The sequence below is a fragment of the Microbacterium sp. W4I20 genome (assembly GCF_030816505.1).
GTDB lineage: Bacteria > Actinomycetota > Actinomycetes > Actinomycetales > Microbacteriaceae > Microbacterium.
This window is the reverse complement of the sequence record NZ_JAUSYB010000001.1, coordinates 2,391,160-2,409,097: the sequence shown is the minus strand read 5'-3', so window position 1 is coordinate 2,409,097 and position 17,938 is coordinate 2,391,160. Positions and strand designations below refer to the sequence as shown.

Below are 17,938 nucleotides of genomic sequence, written 5' to 3'. Positions count from 1 at the left end.
CCTCAGCCGGCGAGCACCGAGAGCACGTTCCCGGCGGGATCCTTGAACCAGGCGATGTCGGGTCCCTTACCGGGCTCGCCGTGAGAGATGCCCTTCGTGTCAGTGCCCATGTCGGGGTCGCTGTAGATCTTGGTCACGACGCCGCGGGCGTTGAGCTCGTCGACCGCCGCCTCGACGTCGTCGACGGGGAAGTTCAGGATCGTGTAGCTCGCCGGGGTGTGGTCCGGCTTCGGGTAGACGAAGATCGTCCCGCCCTCGGGCAGCCGGATGCTGAGGAATCCCATGGCGTTCGTGTCGACGTCCATGCCGAGAGTGTCGCCGTAGAAGGTCCGGGCAGCCTCGATCGAGTCGACGCTGAACCCGCTGAAAGCGTGCGCGGTCTGGAAAGCGGTCATGCACTCAGCATGCGCCCGTCACGGGAGTCTGTCCAGGGTGACGAGCCCCCACCGAAGCGGTATCCCTTCCCTCGCCCGCAGATCTCTGCTGCACTGGAGCGATGCGATCCGTACGACCGATGCCCGGCAATCCCTGGCCGCACGACATGACGATGATGGTGGAGGACCGGCCGAGCTCTCTGCTCGAACTGCTCTGGTTGCGCGAGGCCCACGGTCTCGACGTTCAGGGCGAGCTGCTGCCGCCGCTGCTGGTCGAGACGCCGACACCCGCGGAACATCCGGTCGATGGTGAGGTCCGCGCAGAGTGGGCGGCTGCATGGCCGCAGCTCTGGGAAGCCGTGCTCGCGCACGCCGGGACCGAGGGGGATCCCGACCTGTTCGAGAAGCTCCGTCTCACGGCTGACGGCTCGCCCGAGCGGGCCGCGCTCCTCGCGGAGGCCATGGGGCCGAGCGCGGTCGACGTGTTCGGCCCCGACGTCTTCGGCGACCCGTCCTACCGCGTCTGGGAGCGGAACGGCATCGAGCGCCACATGGCCACGCGGCGCGAGGTGCTCGAGAACAGTCCGGAGCGCCGTGATCTCGAGGCGCTCATCCCCGCGTGGCGTGCCGGGCTGACCAAGGTCGTGACGATTCCCTGCCGGGGCGACCACACCCGCCGGGTCGGCGACAACGCCGTGCTCGTCACCGACGAGACCCGGGCGGACAGCGAGCGGTACCGGCGCGCACTGGCCGCTTTCGCCTGACCGGGGTGCGCTCTTCTCGGCATCCGTCCCACGGGGCTGCCGGATGCGAAAGACTGGACTCATGACCTCGCCCCTTCTCGACAGCCTCCTCGCCCGCATCGTCGACAGCGGAATGCTGGATGAACCGGTGGCCGAGAACGGGTTGATCTACGGCCGCGCGAGCATCGACGCCGCCGGCACCGTGGTGACCGTCAACGTCGACCCCGAGCTCGAGGACGAACCCGACGAGCTCGATGAGGACGCGCTGGTCGAGGCGGTCTCCCGCATCCTCTCGGTGGGTGAATCGCGGTGGCGCGACATCATCGACGAGGTCGCCGACGACATCGACGAGGCGGTCGATGACGAGCCCGTGATCGAGCAGGTCGATCTGCGCGACGACCTCGAGGCCACCTCGGTCGTCGTGTTCGCCGACGCGGCGCTGATCGCGTTCGACGCCCCGAAGCAGTTCCCCGATTCCCGCATCCTCGTGCAGCTCGACGAGGATCTCGAGGTCGCGAACATCGAGGTGCGGGATCGCGACGGCGCCGAGAAGTTCGACGGCATCGAGGAACTGCTCGACCAGATCAGCGGGCCCGACGAGGACTGATCGCGCTCAGAGCCACCTCTTGTACTTGAACACCCCGTACAGCGCGACCGCGAACGCGGCCATGGCGCCGATCGCCATCGGGTAGCCGAACGCCCACTGCAGCTCGGGCATCGCCTCGAAGTTCATGCCGTAGACGGTGCCCACGAGCGTCGGCGCGAAGATGATGGCCGCCCACGAGGAGATCTTCTTGATCTCGTCGTTCTGCGCGAGCCCTGCTTCGGTCTGACGCCGGGCGACGAGGGCGGAGTGCACGGTCAGCGCGTTCTCGAGGATCGCCCGGAACGAGTCGACCCGCTCGTTGACGCGGATCGTGTGGTCGAGCACGTCGCGCAGCGACCGCTGCAGCTCCTCGTCGATGCGGTACTTCTCGGACCCGCGGCGCAGCCACTCCAGCATCCCGCTGAGCGGATGCACGGCCCGCTGGAAGTTGATGACCTCGCGCGAAAGCTCGTAGATGCGGCGGGAGAGCAGGTCGTCGTCGCTGTCGCCGAAGAGCTGGTCCTCGATCTCGTCGATGTCGTTCAGCAGGCCCGCGACGATCGGCTCGTACCCGTCGACGACCTCGTCGAGGATCGCGTAGAGCACGGCCTCGGGTCCCATCGCGAGCAGCTCCGGGTTCGCCTCCATGCGCCGCCGTACCGCTGCGAGATCCGGCGACTCCGCGTGCCGGATCGTCACCACGAAGTCGGGCCCGACGAACAGGTGCAGCTCGCCGAACTCGATCGACTCCTCCTTGTCGCGGTAGCGGGCAGGGCGGAGCACCGCGAAGAGCGTGTCGCCGTAACGCTCGACCTTCGACCGCTGGTGACCCGACAGTGCATCCTCGACGGCGAGCGGGTGCAGGTCGAACTCGCGTGCGACCGAAGCGACCTCTTCCGGGCTCGGACGGTAGAGGCCGATCCAGGCGGTGCCGCCCGCGGCATCCAGCATCCGGTACGTCTCGTCCAGGTTCTTCGGGGTCTCCACGCGACGTCCGTGGACATACACGCCGTTGTCGATGAGGGCCATGATGCGGCTCCGTTCCTGCAGGCGCACGCCGCTGTCGGCGAGGTGCGCAGATTCGTCAGATGGCGGGAGACGCCGCCGACGCTGCAGGCAGGACGTGCGAGATCGAGGAGCGGATGCTCAACGCGAAAGCGCAGGGAGTCGCGACGCAGCGGTGGCGGCGTCGCTAGTATCACCGGACATCGCCATCACCGCCTTTCGGACTCTTCTCGGGTCGGGTGACCCGAGGGGCCATGTTACTCCTGTTCCGGACGACGGCTCGCGGCTCTCATGCTCCGCCCGCGATACCCTGACCAGCGTGAGCAGCCCCGAGACGACGGACTTCCTTGATCGGCTGTCATCGCGGGACCCCGCCTCGGCCCGGCTGGCGCGCGAGCTGCTCGATGCCGGATGGGCGGTGCGTGATCTCTTCGGCCCGGAGCAGATGGATGTGTGGCAGCTGCTGCTGCACCGCGGGACGTGCACCGTGCGCTTCGGGATGGAACGAGGCTATTCGGACGGCGTGCACGTCGCCGATAGCACCGGCGCGTATCGACCCCTCGCCGCGGCCATGTCGGTGACCGATCCGGGGATCCGGGTGCCGGCAGACGCGACCGCTGTCATCGACTGGTTGAAGAGACAAGCGGGCGCCTCGGAGTCCTGACGCTCCGGGAGCTCGATCGGCCGGTCATCAGCGCGGCAGCAGTACCGCGATCGGAACGACGATCGACGTGACGACGGCCATCGAGATGACGTTGCCGATGAACGGGTGGAAGTCTGTCGGCAGCCGCGACGAGATGGGGCGAGCCACCAAGGGGCAGAGCACCGCTCCGGCGATCGCGCCGAACAGCAACGGGAGAAGCGCGCCGCCTGTGGCCAGCACCGTCGCCGGGGCGACCGACACCAGCGAGACGTACGTCGGCGCCCATCCGCCGTTCCGGTAGAGGTGCCGCCAGAGCAGCACGCCGACCGCGGAGGTCAGGGTCTGCGCCACGATGATCTGCGGGATCAGGTCGGATCCATATGCGGGGAGGCTCGACATCAGGGCGACCTGAGCTGTGAGGCCTAGGAGCAGACCGATGCTCGCCCACTCGGTGGCCCAGAACTGGGTCTCGGTGAAGTCGCACAGAACTCGCCGCACTGTCCAGACGGCATCGCCCAGCAGCGTGCTCCGCGGCGCGGGCCGCGGAGACGCGTCCTCGAGTCGCTCCGGCTCTGCCGAGGTGGCCGCCGGCACGCGGAGCCAGGGGAGGACCCGGGCGAGGAGGAAGACCGCCGCCGTGCCGATCGCCATCGAGAGAGTGTTCGCGACGACCACGGGCAGGCCGAGCGGAGCCGTGACGAGGGCGATCAGGAGCATGGCGAGCGGCGTCGTGAGGGATCCGAGCACCGCGCCTGTGACGACGACCCGCCATCCGGCGCCGTACACGAGGACGAGTGCCGGTGCCACGCAGACGAACGGCACGAAGGTCGGCTGCCAGCCCGACTCGAGCATCCAGCCGAATGCGAGGTTGGAGATGACGATGCTCAGTGATGCCGCGGTGAGCATCCACGGCCAGAGTCCGCTTCCGTACGCGATCGGCTGGCCGGCGAGACGAGCGCGACGTCGTTGCAGCAGCCAGGCGATCAGCGCACCGACGAGAAGCCCGACGGATGCGACGGGCGAGGCGTAGAACTGCGGCTCGGTGATGTCGCTCATCAACCAGAGCACGCGCGACCACCCGTCCTCGGGCAGGGATTCGAGCCACGAGGCGAACGCGTCGGAGGTGTCGGTCGAGAGGAGGCGCAGCAGCCCGCTCAGGGCGAGGCCGGCGGCCACGGCGATGACCGCTCCGGTGAGAACACCGGGAAGCCGCAGCTCGCTCTTCTCGACCGTGGGTCGTGTCGTCGAAGTCATGATCGGATGTCCGTCACCGCACGGTGGGCGTGCCGTCGTAGCCGAGCAGCTCGTCGTAGAGGTCGGTGCGACGGTCGCGCGGCAGGTCGTTGAGCGGCCCCCAGACGACGGCCGAGCGGGAGGCGACGAGGTCCAGCTCGGCGTACTTGATCGTCTCCGCCTCCGCGTCGGCGATGCCGTCGATGGGCCAGCCGTTGACGCCGGTGATGAGCGAGCAGCCGAGAAACTTCCCGCCTCGCTCCTCGCCGACCCGGTCGGCCGCGACGATCGGCACGCTGTTCGCGTGGCTGGCGCCCATGGTGAGATAGCTCGCCATGCAGTTGCCCGCGTCGTCGAAGAGGGGCGGGGGCGTCCACACCCAGTTGTTCACGGAGCAGATGACATCAGCGCCCTGGGCGGTGAGGATCCTGGCTACCTCGGGGAACCAGATATCCCAGCAGACCAGCAGGCCGATGCGTCCGATCCGGGTCTCGAAGACGGGGTACTCAGACCCCGGGGTGAAGATGAGCTTCTCGCGGTTCCACAGGTGTGTCTTTCGGTAGCGCCCGATATATCCCTCCGGACCGATCAGGACTGCGGTGTCGTAGAGCTTGACGCCCTCCGACTCGGCGATGCCCGCGACGATGTACACGTCGTGCTCCGCGGCAGCTCGGATCCATTCGGAGCACGTCGGCCCTTCCGGCACGGGCTCGGCATGAGCGAAGGCCTCGTCCCGGGTGTCGAACGAGTAGCCGGTGCTGGCGAGCTCGGGAAGCACGATGAGACGGGCACCCTTGCCCGCGGCCTCTGCGATCTGCCGCAGGGTGGCGGCCACGTTCTCCTGCTTGTTCTCGAGCCCGACCTGCGGGTCCGACTGCACGGCGGCGACGGTGACAGCGCTCGTGGCCGGCGCGGTTGATGAGCGGGGGGTTGTCATGACAGCTCCTTGATGATCGATGGCGGTGTGATTCTGGAAGAGGTCGATGGACTGCTGGCGGCGGCATCCGGTGCGAAAGCCGCACGCATCTCCCGGACGGACGCGCCCGCGTCGAGGAGGGTGGCGAGCAGCACCCTGGCCTGCGACGCGCGCAGGTCGGTGGACAGGATCGCGCCGGCATCGACGAGGTCGCGGCCACCGCCGGACCGCGAGTACCGGGCGGCAAGAGGTCCGGAAGGGACACGAGAGGTGATGACGGTGACGATTCCCGCTGCGCGCAGCTCTGGTAACGCGGCGAGCACGTCGGGGTTCCCATTCCCCGATCCTGTGCCCTGGACGATCAGGCCGTCGACTCCGGCGTTCCGGCAGGCGTCGAGCAGGGTGCGGCCCATCCCGCCGTACGCGTGGATGATCTCGACGCGCGCGGCCGGACCGGCGCCGGGAAGGTGCGGTGTGAGTCGCCCGGCAGAATCGTTGGTCGGCGCGAAGACGCCGTCGCGCACCATCCCGATATCAGTTCGGACCGCCGGTCGAAATGCGTCGAGAGCGGTCGTATCGGTCTTGGTGGTGGCCCGTGCGGCGAGCACATGCCCTCCGAAGGCGATCAGCACGCCGCGCCCGCGTGCCTGCGGTGACGTCGCGACGGTCACGGCGTCACGCAGATTCCGTGCGCCATCGGCATCCGTCTCGTCCGACGTCCGCTGGGCGCCGGTGAAGACGACGGGACGCGCATCGTGAAGACGGATGTCGGCGAGCATCGCCGTCTCCTCCAGGGTGTCCGTCCCGTGCGTGACGACGACTCCGTCGACCTCATCGAGAAGCGCTGTCGCGACGGCATCCACGATCTCGGACATGTCGCTCAGACTGAAGGAATAGCTGCCGCGGGGGCGGAGATCCGAGACGCGGACGTCGATGTCGCTCGGCAAGCCCGACGCTGCGACCAGCTCAGCGCCCTGCAGCGAGGCCGACCTGCTGCCGTCGCCGAGCGTGACGCTGGAGATGGTGCCGCCGGTAGCGACGAGAGCGATGCGCATCCTTGCCCAATCGTTTGTGCCAATCGATTGTGCAAGCATAGGAGCAGAGTCGGCCGATGGCAAGAGCGGATGCCACAATGGAGTCACGGTGAGGCACGGGGGTTCTCGATGACGCAGAGTGGCGACACGACACTCGACGACGCGAGCGAGCTGCCCTTCCTCGATGCCATGGGGCGACCAACCCTTCGCACGGTGGCGGAACTCGCATCCGTGCACACCTCGACGGTTTCGCGGGCGCTCTCCCCTCACCAGGCCGGTGTGAGGGTGGCTTCGGCCGCCACGCTCGCACGCGTACGCGAGGTCGCCGACCGGATCGGTTTCGAGCGCAACCCCTCCGCGGCCAACCTGCGTCTGAAGAAGACGAACACCATCGGCGTGCTCGTACCGAGACTCAGCGACCTGGTCCTCGCCAACATCTATGAGGGCATCGAGCGACAGGCCAATGCGCACGGCGTTCTGACCATGGTCACGAACACCCACGATCGCGATGACGACCGGGGCATCAAGGCCGACATGCTGCTGAAGCGTCGTGTGGATGGCCTCATTCTGGGTGACGCGCGGTTCGTCGACGACGCGCTCCTGGCTTCGCTCCAGGAGCGAGGGATACCGTTCGTCCTGGTCAGCAGACGCTCCGCCACCTATCCAAGCGTGACCTGCGATGACGCGGCGGGCGGCGCGCTCGTCGCGCGGCACCTCATCGAGAACGGCCATCGAGAACTCGCCGTCATCGCCGGCCAGGACTACGCGAGCACCGGTCTCGACCGGACTGCAGGATTCCTCCGAGCGGCGAACGACATGGGCGTGGCCGTCCGTGAGGATCGGGTCATCAGGTCGGGGTTCGATACCCAGGCCGGACACGCTGCCGCTGTCGAGCTGCTCGGGTCTCCGAATCCGCCGACGGCGATCTTCGCTGTGAACGATTTCGCGGCCATCGGAGCCATGGGAGCCATCCGCGACGCCGGTCTCACCGCCGGGCGGCACATCGCCGTCGTGGGATACAACGACGTGTCACTGGCCCGAGAGCTCCCGATCGCCCTGTCATCCGTGAAGTCGCCGCACGAGGAGATGGGTGCTCGGTCGGTGGAGTTGCTCATCGCCCGCATGGCGGGCGGGGAAGTGGAGTCTGAGCTGCTCGAACCCGAGCTCACCGTGAGGGAGAGCAGCGCTGCGGAAGTCCAGCCAGGCGAGCCGCGGGAATCTGCGTAGTCCGGGATCTCCTACGGCACGATCGAGTCGATGTACCCGCCGTCGACGCGCACGGCGGCACCGGTCGTCGCGGATGCCAGGGGAGAGGCGAGGTAGGCGACCATGTTGGCGATCTCCTCGGGCTCGATGAGCCGCTGCAGCAGCGACTGCGGACGGTGCAGCTTCATGAACTCGCGCTGCGCCTCGTCCCACGGCAGCGCACTGTCGACGAGCTCGTAGACGAAGTCCTCGACACCGCCGGTGTGCGTGGGGCCGGCGAGGACCGAGTTCACGGTGACGCCGGTGCCCGCGGCATCCTTCGCGAATCCGCGCGAGACGGCCAGCAGCGCGGTCTTCGACATGCCGTAGTGGATCATCTCGGCCGGGATCACGACCGCCGAGTCGCTGGCGATGTCGAGCACCCGGCCCCAGCCGCGCTCCTTCATGCCCGGCAGAGTCGCGCGGATCAGACGCACGGCGGCGAGCACGTTGACGTCGAAGTAGCGGCGCCATTCGTCGTCGGTGATCTCGAGCGCGGGCGTCGCGCCGAAGATGCCGAGGTTGTTGACCAGGATGTCGATGTCGCCGGATGCTGCGAGCACGGCATCCGCCCCGGTCTGGTCGGTCACATCGCCCGGGGCGGCGACGAGGTCGCGCTCGGGCTTCTCGGCCTGCAGTTCGGAGATGACGGATGCCACGGTGTCGGCGCTGCGTCCGTTGACGGCGACGCGCGCCCCGGCATCCGCCAGCGTCGTGGCGATCGCGCGCCCGATGCCCTGGGTCGATCCGGTGACGAGTGCGGTCTTGCCGGTGAGGTCGATCTGCATGGTGTTCCTGCTTTCGTGATCGGTTCGAATCGCGTGAATGGGGCTTCTCAGGCTGGTTTTCGACCCAGTTGCGCGATTCGAAAACCTGCGGCGGTCAAGCGTCGAGGCCGACGAGCTCGGCGCTCTTCTGCCAGAGGGCTTCGGCGAGGGCGGCATCCTCGACCTGGGGGTTCACGCGCATCGTCAGCACGCGCTCGTCGTAGTACGCACCCGACTGCCAGGTCTCACCGGGCGTGCCCTCGATGAACCAGCGCAGCGTCTCGCCGCCCTTGTCGGTGCTGATCGTGAGCAGGTGCTTGAGCGGCGTGCGGTAGATCAGCCGCATGACGCTCGACGACTCCGCCGCGAAGTTCGTGCGGACGACTCCGGGGTGGAAGGCCACCGCGCTCAGGCCGAGCGCGTGGAACTTCGCGTGCAGGCTCTTGGTGAACAGCACGTTCGCGAGCTTCGCGTCGCCGTAGGCCTTGTTGGCGCTGTACTTCTTGCGGTTGTCGAGGTCATCGACGTCGATGTGCCCAAAGATCCGGTGCCCGATGCTCGAGGTGTTGACGACCGCGGCATCCGTCTTGAGCAGCTGCGGCAGCAGCAGGTTCGTCAGCAGGAAGGGCGCGAGGTGATTGACCTGGATCGTCTTCTCGAACCCGTCGACGGTCGGGGTCCGGTCTCCGAAGATGCCGCCGGCGTTGTTCGCGAGCACGTCGATGCCGTGGCCGCCCACCCGCTCGGCGATCTGCTCCGCGAGTGCGCGGACGTCGTCGAGACGGGCGAAGTCGGCGGTGAGGTGCTCGGCGCCGGTCTCCTGGGCGATCGCCGCGGTCTTCTCGGCCGAGCGGCCGACGAGCAGCAGCCGGCTCCCTGACGACGCGAGCTGCCGGGCCGCGGCGGCGCCGATCCCATCGGATGCTCCGGTGATCACGATCGTCTTCTTGTGCGCCATCAGTCCTCTGTTCTCCGAGCCGGTGTTCCCCAGCCCTTGTGGTTCGGCCGCGTCTGTCAGCCCGCGAAGGGCAGCACCGGCATGCCGCGCACCCCCGGGCGTCACCGCGAACAGCGATCCTGCCTCGGTGCCGTGATCGGCGGGCATGTCCTGGGCCGACGTCGTGATGAACAGCGTGCCGAGGTCGTCGCCGCCGAACGTGCAGGCGCTCACCTGCGGAACGGGAAGCTCGATGCGCTCGATGAGCGATCCGTCCGGAGCGTAGGCGTGCACGGCCGAACCGCCCCAGATCGCCACCCAGACGGTTCCGTCGGCCGCGACCGTGAGACCGTCGGGGCTTCCCTCGCCGTCGGGGATGCGCGCCAGCATCCGCCGGCCCTTGAGCTCGCCGTCGACGACGTCGAACACGTCGATCCGCTGTGCGACGGTGTCGACGTGGTAGACGCGGCGACCGTCGGGGGAGTACGCGATCCCGTTCGACAGCGACGTCTTCGGCAGGATCGTGGTCACGGCGAGATCGGCGTCGAGGCGCAGCAGCACACCGGCATCCGGCGCCGCGTCGTACGCCATCGAGCCCGTGAGCAGACGCCCTCGAGGGTCGCAGCATCCGTCGTTCATGCGCACCGCCGGGTCGTCGAGCAGGGTCGCGACGGCCCGGGTGTCGCCGTCGGGCTCATCCGCCAGGTACAGGGTGCGGGCGCCCACGGCCACGAACCCACCGTTCGTGCGCGGTCGGGCGAACGCGAGGTACTCGTCGTCGATGTGCCGACGGGTCACGCCGTCATCGCGGAGTGTGAGCAGGTCGCCGGCGTGCCCGTCCGCGTAGCGGAGTCCGCCCCAGCCCGGCCACCACACGGGGGTCTCGGCGTGATGCGCGACCGGACCGGTGACGTTCTCGGGGGTCATACGCCCTCACGCGGAGTCGGATGCCGCGGCTCCGCCACCGGCATCCGCATCGGCTCGGGGTGAGGTTCCGCGCTCGGTTCGGGTTGCGCCGCCGGCGCGATCGGCGCCGCGATCTCTTGCGCCACCTGCTTCTCGAGCACGGTGACCGCGTCGTCGGAGAGCAGTATGAGCCCGTCGAGTTCTTCGCGCACGCGCTTGTAGGCGACATTGCGCTCGGACTGGGTGGCCGACTCATCGATCGCGACCTTGAGCAGCTGCTGCGCGCGGTCGAGTCGTTTGCGCTCCGGCTCGGTGAAGGTCGAGTCCCGCAGGCGGCGGGCGTCCTTCTCGGCGATCTCGAACGCGACCGCGTAGTCGCCGACGGCCTGCAGGTATTCGGCCACCTGGTGCTCGGTGGCCTTGCCCTCGGCGGATGCCGGACGCAGAGCATCCGCATTTTTCTTCGCGCGGAGGAAGGCGGCCGTCAGCGGCTGGCGGCCGTCGCTCATGGCGGGGAACGCGATCAGCTTGGCGACGTCGAGCTCATAGTCGAGCCAGCGGGCGGTGATCTCGTCGTGCTCGGCGAACAGGCGCACGAGCAGCTCGTTCGGAGCGACGGATGCCGTGGTGTCGACGATGGACGGACCGCGGCGCTTCATCTGCTGGTTCATCGCCCGCGCCTCGATCTCGGCGGTCTTCAACTGGGCCTTCATCTTCAGCGTCTCGAGGCGCCGCTCATGACGCCGCCGCGCGGCGCGCTCCCACGCCTTCGCGACCCCGCCGGCCATACCGAAGAGGGGGAAGATGAGCCACCAGTAGTTCCACCACTGATCCATGATCCCTCAGCCTACTTCGCGGACTGCTCCGCGACATCGGTCAGCTCCCGCTCGATGCGATCGATCAGGGCGTCGGGCTGCGCGTCGACGATGATGCGGATGCCGGGTTCGTCGGCCTCGAGGGGCTCGAGGGTCTCGATCTGCGACTGCAGCAGGGCGGGCGGCATGAAGTGTCCATCGCGCTCCTCGGCCTGCAGGGCGACCCGCGCCGGCGCGGCGTCGAGGTGCACGAAGAGCGTGTCGGGGGCGGTCGCGCGGAGGCGGTCGCGGTAGCTGCGCTTCAGCGCGGAGCAGGCGACGACGACATCGTCTTCGGCCGCGAGGACCGCGCCGACCCGATCGAGCCACGGCCAGCGGTCGGCATCCTCGAGCGGGATGCCCGCGCTCATCTTGGCGACATTCGCCGGACCGTGCAGGTCGTCGGCATCCACGAAATCGGCGCCCAGTCGCTCCGCGAGCAGCTCGCCGATGGTGGTCTTGCCCACACCGGAGACGCCCATCACGACGATCGGTCGGATCGTGTCAGTCACAGGTCGTACTCCCTCATCGTTCGCGCCTCATCCATCATGCCCTGTGCCGGACGTGTTCCTCGGCGCGAGCGCGGCCCGGGGCTTGGTAGCGTCAGAGGATGATCCCCGGCCTCGTGTTGAAGCTCGTCCTTCTCGCGGTGGCGCTCATCATCGTCGTGGTGCTCGTGCGGTCGCTGTTCACGCGGCCGAATCGCGGTCACCAGCGGACGCCGGATCGCATCCGCCTGCCGCGGTACGTCGGGTGGACGGCAGCGGCCCTGCTCGTGCTCGGGCTCTTCGCGTCGGTGCTCGGGTTCGGCAGCGGCGACATGCGGGATCCGGTGCCGTACCGCATCGCATCGGTCGTTCTGGTCGCGGCCGCGCTGCTGGTCCTGCTGGCCTACCGCAACTGGTACCTCGCGCCGGGCGCCGACCGCATCGCCTTCCGGACACTCTTCGGCGCGGAGCGCAGCATCCGCTACCGCGACATCGTCAGCCACCGCATGCGCGGCACGGGCGCACGGCGGATGCTGGTCGTCACGGCCGCCGACGGCACGAGGTTGCGCGTGAACCCCGCGCGGCATGATGTGTCGGAGCTGGTCGCGGCGGTCGAGGCGCGGGCGCGCTGAGCGGCCGGACCGCGACCCGAATGCCGGGATGCCCGGACGCGGGCGGGCATCCCGGCTACCCTGGCCCCATGATCCTCACCGAGTTCCCGCGCGACCTGCTGATGACCGGCGCGATCTTCGGAGTCGCGTCGTTCGTGTGGGCGGGCTGGGGCCAGGAGCGTCCGCCGAAGCACTGGATCTGGCGGGTCGTGCTCGGCGCGCTGAGCCTCGGCGGGGCCGCGCTCGCCGGCGTGAGCATCCCGGCGGCGATCCGCAACTGGGGCTCGCCGACGGCCATCGTCGTCGGTGGTCCGGCCTTCGTCTGGTACCTCGTGATCTTCTGGCTCGAGGTGCTCGCGATCGTGGTGCTCGCGATCTGGGCGCGGAAGCGCAAGCGGCAGGACCTCATCGCCCCGCTCGTGCTCGCCATCGTCGGCATCCACTTCCTCCCGCTGGCGTGGGTCTTCGCACAGCCGGTCTTCGCCGTCGCCGGTGTGCTGGTGACGGCCGCGGCGGTCGTCGCCGCGCTCGTGAAGGATGAGGTCGCGGCGCGGAGCTTCTGGTGCGGCATCCTCGGTGCGCCGATCCTGCTGGGCGTCGGCGTGCTCTGCGCGACAGCCGCGTTCGCGACGCTCTGACGGCAGTCCTCGCGATGCGCGGTCTGGTCGAGCGGGCTGGTCATTGCTATAGTCAACGAGATTGACTTACTGACTGGACTTCGAGAGTGGGACGACGATGACCACACCCCGCACGATGACGGTGGACTGCGACGGGATCGCGATCGCGGCCGAGGTGCGCGGCTCCGGTTCCCCCGTCCTGCTGCTGCACGGCTACCCCGAGACGAAGGCCATGTGGAACGAGGTCGCCGACGCCCTGGCGGTCGAGCACACCGTCGTCGCGGCCGATCTGCGGGGGTACGGCGATTCCGCGAAGCCCCGCGGCGCGCACTATGCCAAGCGCGAGATGGCGAACGACCAGGTGGTGCTGATGCGCGAGCTCGGCTTTCCGCGGTTCGCGGTGATTGGGCATGACCGCGGCGGGCGGGTCGCGCATCGGATGGCCCTCAACCATGCGGATGCCGTGTCGGCGCTGGCCGTGCTCGACATCGTGCCGACCCTGCACATGTTCGAGAACGTCGACCGCGACATGGCGACCGCGTACTTCCACTGGTTCTTCCTTGCGCGTGACGACGGGATGCCGGAGGCGTTGATCGGAGCCGATCGGGAGACCTGGCTGCGCAGCCGGTTCACGGGCCGACGGCACCACGGCGATGGGCTCCCCGCTGCCTACGACGAGTACCTCCGCTGCTTCGACCTCGACACCGTGTTCGCCTCCGGTGCCGACTACCGCGCCGCGGCGACCGTCGACCTCGAGCATGACCGCGCGGATCGGGATGCCGGGCGCACGGTCGAGGCCCCGGTGCTTGCGCTCTGGGGCAGGCACAGCTACGTCGGGCGAAGCTTCGACGTGCTCGAGACCTGGGCGCCGTATGCACCGGAGGTCGTCGGCGCGGGGATCGAGGCGGACCACTATCTGCCGGAAGAGGCACCGGCCGCCACCGCCGCCGCACTGCGGACGTTCCTCGCCACGATCGCGGTGGCCGCATGAGCGCCCGGGACCGGGTGGTCGAGCGGCTCGCCGAGCTCGTCGACATCGAGACGCCGACCGGTGACGCCGACGGACTCGCGGCCGCGCAGCGGTTGATCCGATCCTGGCTGCATCCGCTCATCGGCGAGCCCGAGGTCGAGGTCGTCGACGGCATCGAGCACCTGCTCTGGCCGGGCGGCGACGCACCGTCGGTGCTCCTCCTCGGTCATGTCGACACCGTCTTCCCGAAGGGCACGATCCTCGAACGGCCGTTCCGCCTCGAGGGTGACGATGCCACCGGTCCGGGTGTCTTCGACATGAAGGCCGGCATCGTGATCGTGGCCGAGGCGCTCGAACAGGTCGCTCGTCGGGGCGCGGTGTCGGTGCTGCTGACGAGCGACGAGGAGACCGGCTCGCTCACCTCGCGAGGGCTGATCGAGCGCGAGGCGGCACGCGCCGGCACGGTCCTGGTGCTCGAGCCCAGCCTCGACGGGGCGCTCAAGATCGCCCGCCGTGGCGGCAGCATCTACCGCGTCGATCTCACCGGCCGCGCGGCCCACGCCGGTCTCGAGCCGTGGAAGGGGCGGAGCGCGCTCACCGAGCTCGCGCACCACGTGCTGGCGCTGCCCCGCCTCGCCGACGACGAGCGGGGCACGACGGTGAGCCCCACGGTCGCCCAGGCGGGCACCGCGACCAACGTCATCCCCGAGCGTGCGGAACTGCGCATCGACGTGCGGGCGTGGACCCTCGACGAACTCGAACGCGTCGACACCGAGATGCACCGGCTGGAGGCGCACACCGACGGAGTGAGCGTCGCGGTCTCGGGCGGCATCAACCGCCCGCCGATGGAGGAGACCGTGTCGGCGGAGCTGCTCGACTGCGCCCGTCGCGTGGCTGCGCGCCTGCAGCATCCGGAGATCGAGGCGGTCTCAGCCGGCGGAGCATCCGACGGCAACTTCACCGCGGCGGTCGGAGCGCGCACCCTCGACGGCCTCGGGCCCCGCGGGGCCGGTGCGCACGCCGACCACGAGTGGGTGTCGATCGGTTCGATGATGGAGCGCATCGAACTGCTCGTCGGGATGCTCGACGAGCTCACCGGTGCGCCGGCGCAGCATCCGGAGGAGAACTCGGTCACGGGCGGATGATCCGTGGGGGAGGCTCCGCCCGACGGCGCGTTCTCCGCGGGTAGCGGCGGACTCAGGCGCCGGGCGCGTGCCGCTCGATGCTCTCCAGCAGCAGGTCGAGTGCGGTCTCCCACCCACGCGGGTCGCGCACGCCGGGCAGGCTCTCTCCGGCCCAGGTGATGTTCGGGAAATCGGCGGGGTCGAGGCGACGGTAGTCCATCTGCCAGGTGAGCTCGTCGGCGTCCTGCACGTCGGCGGGCATCGCGAGGAGTGCGGCCTGGATGCTGGATGCCGAACGGATCAGCTGACCGAGTGCGCGCGCGTACAGGGCGGCCTGCTCCCGGTCGTACCCGCCGCGGCGCAGCGCGCCGATCGAGAACTCCATCGACGAGAAGTCGGTGGGGCGGCGCAGCGCCATCTGCAGGGCGAACTCGGGGTAGCGCATGTAGTGGTCGTGGATGAGGTGCGCCTGCGTGCGGAGGTCCGCGAGCCAGTCGTCGGTCGTGACCATGCCGCCGCTGTACGAGCGGGCGCGGAGGGTGTCGATGAGGGCGAGGAGCAGCTCGTCCTTGTCGCGGAAGTGCCGGTAGATCGAGGTCGGGTGAGCGCCGAGCTCCTCGCCGATCGCCTGGAACGTCAGCCGGTCGAGGCCCTCCCGCTCGACGACGCGGTCGGCGGCGGCCACGATGATGTCGCGGCTGAGCGAGTCGCGGGCGCGGCGGGGGCGTGCGGCGGTGCCTTTCGTGCGGGCCGGCGCCTTCGCCTGACCTTCGGCCTTCCGAGTCGCCATCGAGTTCTCCGTTTCGCTGTCGTGCCGAGCGTCGGTCACGCAGACTCACGGTACCTCACCGTCGTCACGGCCCTTGTCATGCTCGTCGTCAATGCCACGACCTCTGGTCGCCGACCTTAGCCAATGTTATAGTCAACGACACTGGCGACGACGAGGGGAAGCAAGGATGCTGCACACCACGGAAGATGCGATGAAGAAGGTCGTGGACGAGCGCTTCACCGTTCCGTACCTCCTGACCGTGCGCCCGGCGGCGGGCGCGGCCGACCTCGCCATCGTGATCGAGAACCACCCCGAGGGTGCGCGCGGGCGCCTGTGGCGCGCGCCGGAAGCCCCGGGGCCCCTGTTGCCGTTCGATGTGAGCATGGGGGCGATCGTCACCCCCGACGGCCGCTGGATCGTCGACCTCGACGACGGCGGCGGGTCGGAGGTGGGCGCCCTCGTCGCCATCTCTCCCGACGGCGCCGAGCGCGTCGCGCTCACTCCGGGACGCGAACCCTACGTACTGCGCGGACTCGAGATGTCCTTCGACGGATCCGCCCTCGTCGCGACGGTCGTCGATGAACAGGGCTTCCACGTCCTCGCGATTCCCGCTGCTCCGTGGGGCGAACCCGAGGTCGTGTACTCGCACCCGGTCGAGGCCTGGTTCGGCCTGCCTTCCTCCGACGCCTCCCTGGTGTCGGTCGACACGACGGCCCACAACCCCGGCATCCGTCGTCCGCTGCTGACGGTGGTGGATGCCGCATCCGGCGCGATCGTCGCGACCCTCGACGACCTGCCGGACGGGCCCGTCCGCGGTGTGCGCTTCTCGTCGGTCGCGGGCGACGACCGCCTGCTCCTCACCACTGAGCGCAGCGGCTTCTCGCGCCCGGCCATCTGGAATCCGCGCACCGGCGAACGCCGTGACTTCGACCTCCCTGAACTCGCCGGCGAAGTGCTCGCCCTCGATTGGCATGCGCCGAGCGGGCGCATCCTCGCGCTGCACGTCGACGGCGGCATCCATCGGCTCATCGAGATCGACGAGGCGGATGCCGCGGTGCGCACCGTGCTCGAGGGCGGTAGCTTCGCCGAGCCCGACATCGCGAACCTGCATCCGTACTACTGGACCTCCTACTACGCGCCGAGCGGCGCCGTCCGGGCGATGCACTCGAGCTGGGCGGTCCCGCTGCACGTCACGGAGGTCGCAATCGACGGCGCTGAGACGACCCTGATCGCCCCCGCACCCGTGCCATCCGGGCAGCCGCTGACCTCGACGCTCGTCACGAGCGCCGATGGCACGCCGGTGCAGCTGTGGTCGGCGCGCCCCGCGGGGCGGGAGCCGCTCGGCACGATCCTCGAGATCCACGGCGGGCCGATGCTGGTGACGGTCGATGGCTACCACCCCTCTGCCCAGGCCTGGCTCGACGCCGGCTTCGCGTACGCGTCGCTCAACTACCGCGGCTCGGTGACCTTCGGGCGCGCGTTCCGCGAGGGGTTCTGGAACGTCGGCGGCGACCGCGAGATAGAGGACGTCGCTGCGGCGATCGGCTGGCTCCGCACGCAGGGGCTCGCCGATCCGGCATCCACATTCATCACCGGGGCGTCGTACGGCGGGCACATGACGCTCCTGAGCATCGGCCGCCTCCCGGAGCTGTTCGCCGGAGGTCTCGCGCACGTCGCCGTGGCCGACTGGTCGGTGACCATCGAGGCCATGAACCCTGCTGTGCGCACGGTGTGGAGCTCGTGGGTGCCCCCCGAGCTCGTCTCCCGGTTCTCGGCGATCACCTATCTCGACGACGTCACGGCATCCGTCTGGATCAATCAGGGGTCGATCGACACCCGCACGCCCGTCGTCGGCGTGCAGGGGTACGTCGACCGGCTGCGAGCGCGCGGCGGCGACGCGGTGCTGGAGATCTTCGACGGCGGGCATGAGCCCACCGGGCTGCGCGGGGCCGCGCACGATCAGCTCCGCATGCAGGAACTGGCACTCCGAACCCTCGCCGGCGAACGCTGGGATGCCGCCGGTCTCGCCCCTAGTCAGGAACATTGACTAAAAGGCTTGCTATCTATTCCGGACGGTTCTAGAGTCGGACCACACCCGCACCACAGCACCTCTGCA

The 17,938-nt window shown here is 69.2% G+C and carries 19 protein-coding genes; 9 read left to right on the top strand and 10 right to left on the bottom strand.

Features of this window, described 5'->3' with window-relative positions:
• Positions 1-2 precede the first annotated feature (2 nt).
• Positions 3-395 (bottom strand): VOC family protein, encoded by a 393-nt coding sequence (locus QFZ21_RS11735; protein ID WP_307378044.1) that lies wholly within the window; start codon positions 393-395, stop codon positions 3-5.
• A gap of 101 nt (positions 396-496) precedes the next feature.
• Between QFZ21_RS11735 and QFZ21_RS11730 the strand changes: the two genes are divergently transcribed.
• Both QFZ21_RS11730 and QFZ21_RS11725 read left to right on the top strand, forming a co-directional pair.
• Positions 497-1,138: a hypothetical protein gene (locus QFZ21_RS11730; RefSeq protein ID WP_307378042.1), complete on the top strand. Its 642-nt coding sequence runs from the start codon at positions 497-499 to the stop codon at positions 1,136-1,138.
• A gap of 61 nt (positions 1,139-1,199) precedes the next feature.
• Complete coding sequence (locus QFZ21_RS11725) at positions 1,200-1,724, top strand: cytochrome C5 (protein WP_307378040.1); 525 nt, start codon at positions 1,200-1,202, stop codon at positions 1,722-1,724.
• A gap of 6 nt (positions 1,725-1,730) precedes the next feature.
• Here the strand turns inward: QFZ21_RS11725 and QFZ21_RS11720 are convergent, their stop codons facing one another.
• Complete coding sequence (locus QFZ21_RS11720; RefSeq protein ID WP_307378039.1) at positions 1,731-2,732, bottom strand: magnesium and cobalt transport protein CorA; 1,002 nt, start codon at positions 2,730-2,732, stop codon at positions 1,731-1,733.
• A 295-nt stretch (positions 2,733-3,027) separates the two neighbouring features.
• Between QFZ21_RS11720 and QFZ21_RS11715 the strand changes: the two genes are divergently transcribed.
• A complete protein-coding gene (locus QFZ21_RS11715) occupies positions 3,028-3,372 on the top strand; it encodes a hypothetical protein (RefSeq protein WP_307378037.1) in 345 nt (114 codons plus the stop codon).
• A gap of 27 nt (positions 3,373-3,399) precedes the next feature.
• On the opposite strand, the gene QFZ21_RS11710 is transcribed toward QFZ21_RS11715, so the two are convergent.
• From QFZ21_RS11710 to QFZ21_RS11700, 3 genes are read right to left on the bottom strand one after another with little or no spacing between them, the layout of a single operon-like run.
• On the bottom strand, positions 3,400-4,605 hold the full coding sequence (locus QFZ21_RS11710) for a hypothetical protein (RefSeq protein ID WP_307378036.1): 1,206 nt from the start codon (positions 4,603-4,605) through the stop codon (positions 3,400-3,402).
• Between the two features lie 13 nt (positions 4,606-4,618).
• Entirely contained in the window at positions 4,619-5,521 is a 903-nt protein-coding gene (locus tag QFZ21_RS11705) for a nitrilase family protein (protein ID WP_307378034.1), read from the bottom strand.
• Positions 5,518-6,555, bottom strand: coding sequence for an asparaginase (locus QFZ21_RS11700; protein WP_307378033.1), 1,038 nt, complete (start codon positions 6,553-6,555; stop codon positions 5,518-5,520). Before QFZ21_RS11700 ends, QFZ21_RS11705 begins: the two co-directional genes overlap by 4 nt.
• Positions 6,556-6,663: 108 nt before the next feature.
• On the opposite strand from QFZ21_RS11700, the gene QFZ21_RS11695 reads away from it, so the two are divergent.
• Positions 6,664-7,761, top strand: coding sequence for a LacI family DNA-binding transcriptional regulator (locus QFZ21_RS11695; RefSeq protein WP_307378032.1), 1,098 nt, complete (start codon positions 6,664-6,666; stop codon positions 7,759-7,761).
• A gap of 11 nt (positions 7,762-7,772) precedes the next feature.
• On the opposite strand, the gene QFZ21_RS11690 is transcribed toward QFZ21_RS11695, so the two are convergent.
• From QFZ21_RS11690 to QFZ21_RS11675, 4 genes are all read right to left on the bottom strand, one after another.
• Positions 7,773-8,567: an SDR family NAD(P)-dependent oxidoreductase gene (locus QFZ21_RS11690; RefSeq protein ID WP_307378030.1), complete on the bottom strand. Its 795-nt coding sequence runs from the start codon at positions 8,565-8,567 to the stop codon at positions 7,773-7,775.
• A gap of 94 nt (positions 8,568-8,661) precedes the next feature.
• Entirely contained in the window at positions 8,662-10,410 is a 1,749-nt protein-coding gene (locus tag QFZ21_RS11685; protein ID WP_307378029.1) for an SDR family NAD(P)-dependent oxidoreductase, read from the bottom strand.
• Positions 10,407-11,225, bottom strand: a complete 819-nt coding sequence (locus QFZ21_RS11680) for a hypothetical protein (RefSeq protein WP_307378028.1) — start codon at positions 11,223-11,225, stop codon at positions 10,407-10,409. The genes QFZ21_RS11685 and QFZ21_RS11680 overlap by 4 nt, the downstream gene beginning before the upstream one ends.
• An 11-nt stretch (positions 11,226-11,236) precedes the next feature.
• Positions 11,237-11,755, bottom strand: coding sequence for a gluconokinase (locus QFZ21_RS11675; RefSeq protein WP_307378027.1), 519 nt, complete (start codon positions 11,753-11,755; stop codon positions 11,237-11,239).
• Between the two features lie 98 nt (positions 11,756-11,853).
• Here QFZ21_RS11675 and QFZ21_RS11670 point away from each other — a divergent pair, with 98 nt between their 5' ends.
• From QFZ21_RS11670 to QFZ21_RS11655, 4 genes are all read left to right on the top strand, one after another.
• Positions 11,854-12,363, top strand: coding sequence for a hypothetical protein (locus QFZ21_RS11670; protein ID WP_307378026.1), 510 nt, complete (start codon positions 11,854-11,856; stop codon positions 12,361-12,363).
• 68 nt (positions 12,364-12,431) lie between these two features.
• The gene (locus QFZ21_RS11665; protein WP_307378025.1) at positions 12,432-12,980 is read left to right on the top strand and encodes a hypothetical protein; all 549 of its coding nucleotides are present in this window, start codon (positions 12,432-12,434) and stop codon (positions 12,978-12,980) included.
• A 97-nt stretch (positions 12,981-13,077) separates the two neighbouring features.
• Positions 13,078-13,950 (top strand): alpha/beta hydrolase, encoded by an 873-nt coding sequence (locus QFZ21_RS11660; protein WP_307378023.1) that lies wholly within the window; start codon positions 13,078-13,080, stop codon positions 13,948-13,950.
• The gene (locus tag QFZ21_RS11655; RefSeq protein ID WP_307378021.1) at positions 13,947-15,074 is read left to right on the top strand and encodes a M20 family metallopeptidase; all 1,128 of its coding nucleotides are present in this window, start codon (positions 13,947-13,949) and stop codon (positions 15,072-15,074) included. Before QFZ21_RS11660 ends, QFZ21_RS11655 begins: the two co-directional genes overlap by 4 nt.
• Positions 15,075-15,126: 52 nt before the next feature.
• Here the strand turns inward: QFZ21_RS11655 and QFZ21_RS11650 are convergent, their stop codons facing one another.
• On the bottom strand, positions 15,127-15,843 hold the full coding sequence (locus QFZ21_RS11650) for a TetR/AcrR family transcriptional regulator (RefSeq protein WP_307378020.1): 717 nt from the start codon (positions 15,841-15,843) through the stop codon (positions 15,127-15,129).
• Between the two features lie 166 nt (positions 15,844-16,009).
• Between QFZ21_RS11650 and QFZ21_RS11645 the strand changes: the two genes are divergently transcribed.
• Entirely contained in the window at positions 16,010-17,869 is a 1,860-nt protein-coding gene (locus QFZ21_RS11645) for a S9 family peptidase (protein WP_307378018.1), read from the top strand.
• The last annotated feature ends 69 nt before the right edge of the window (positions 17,870-17,938 follow it).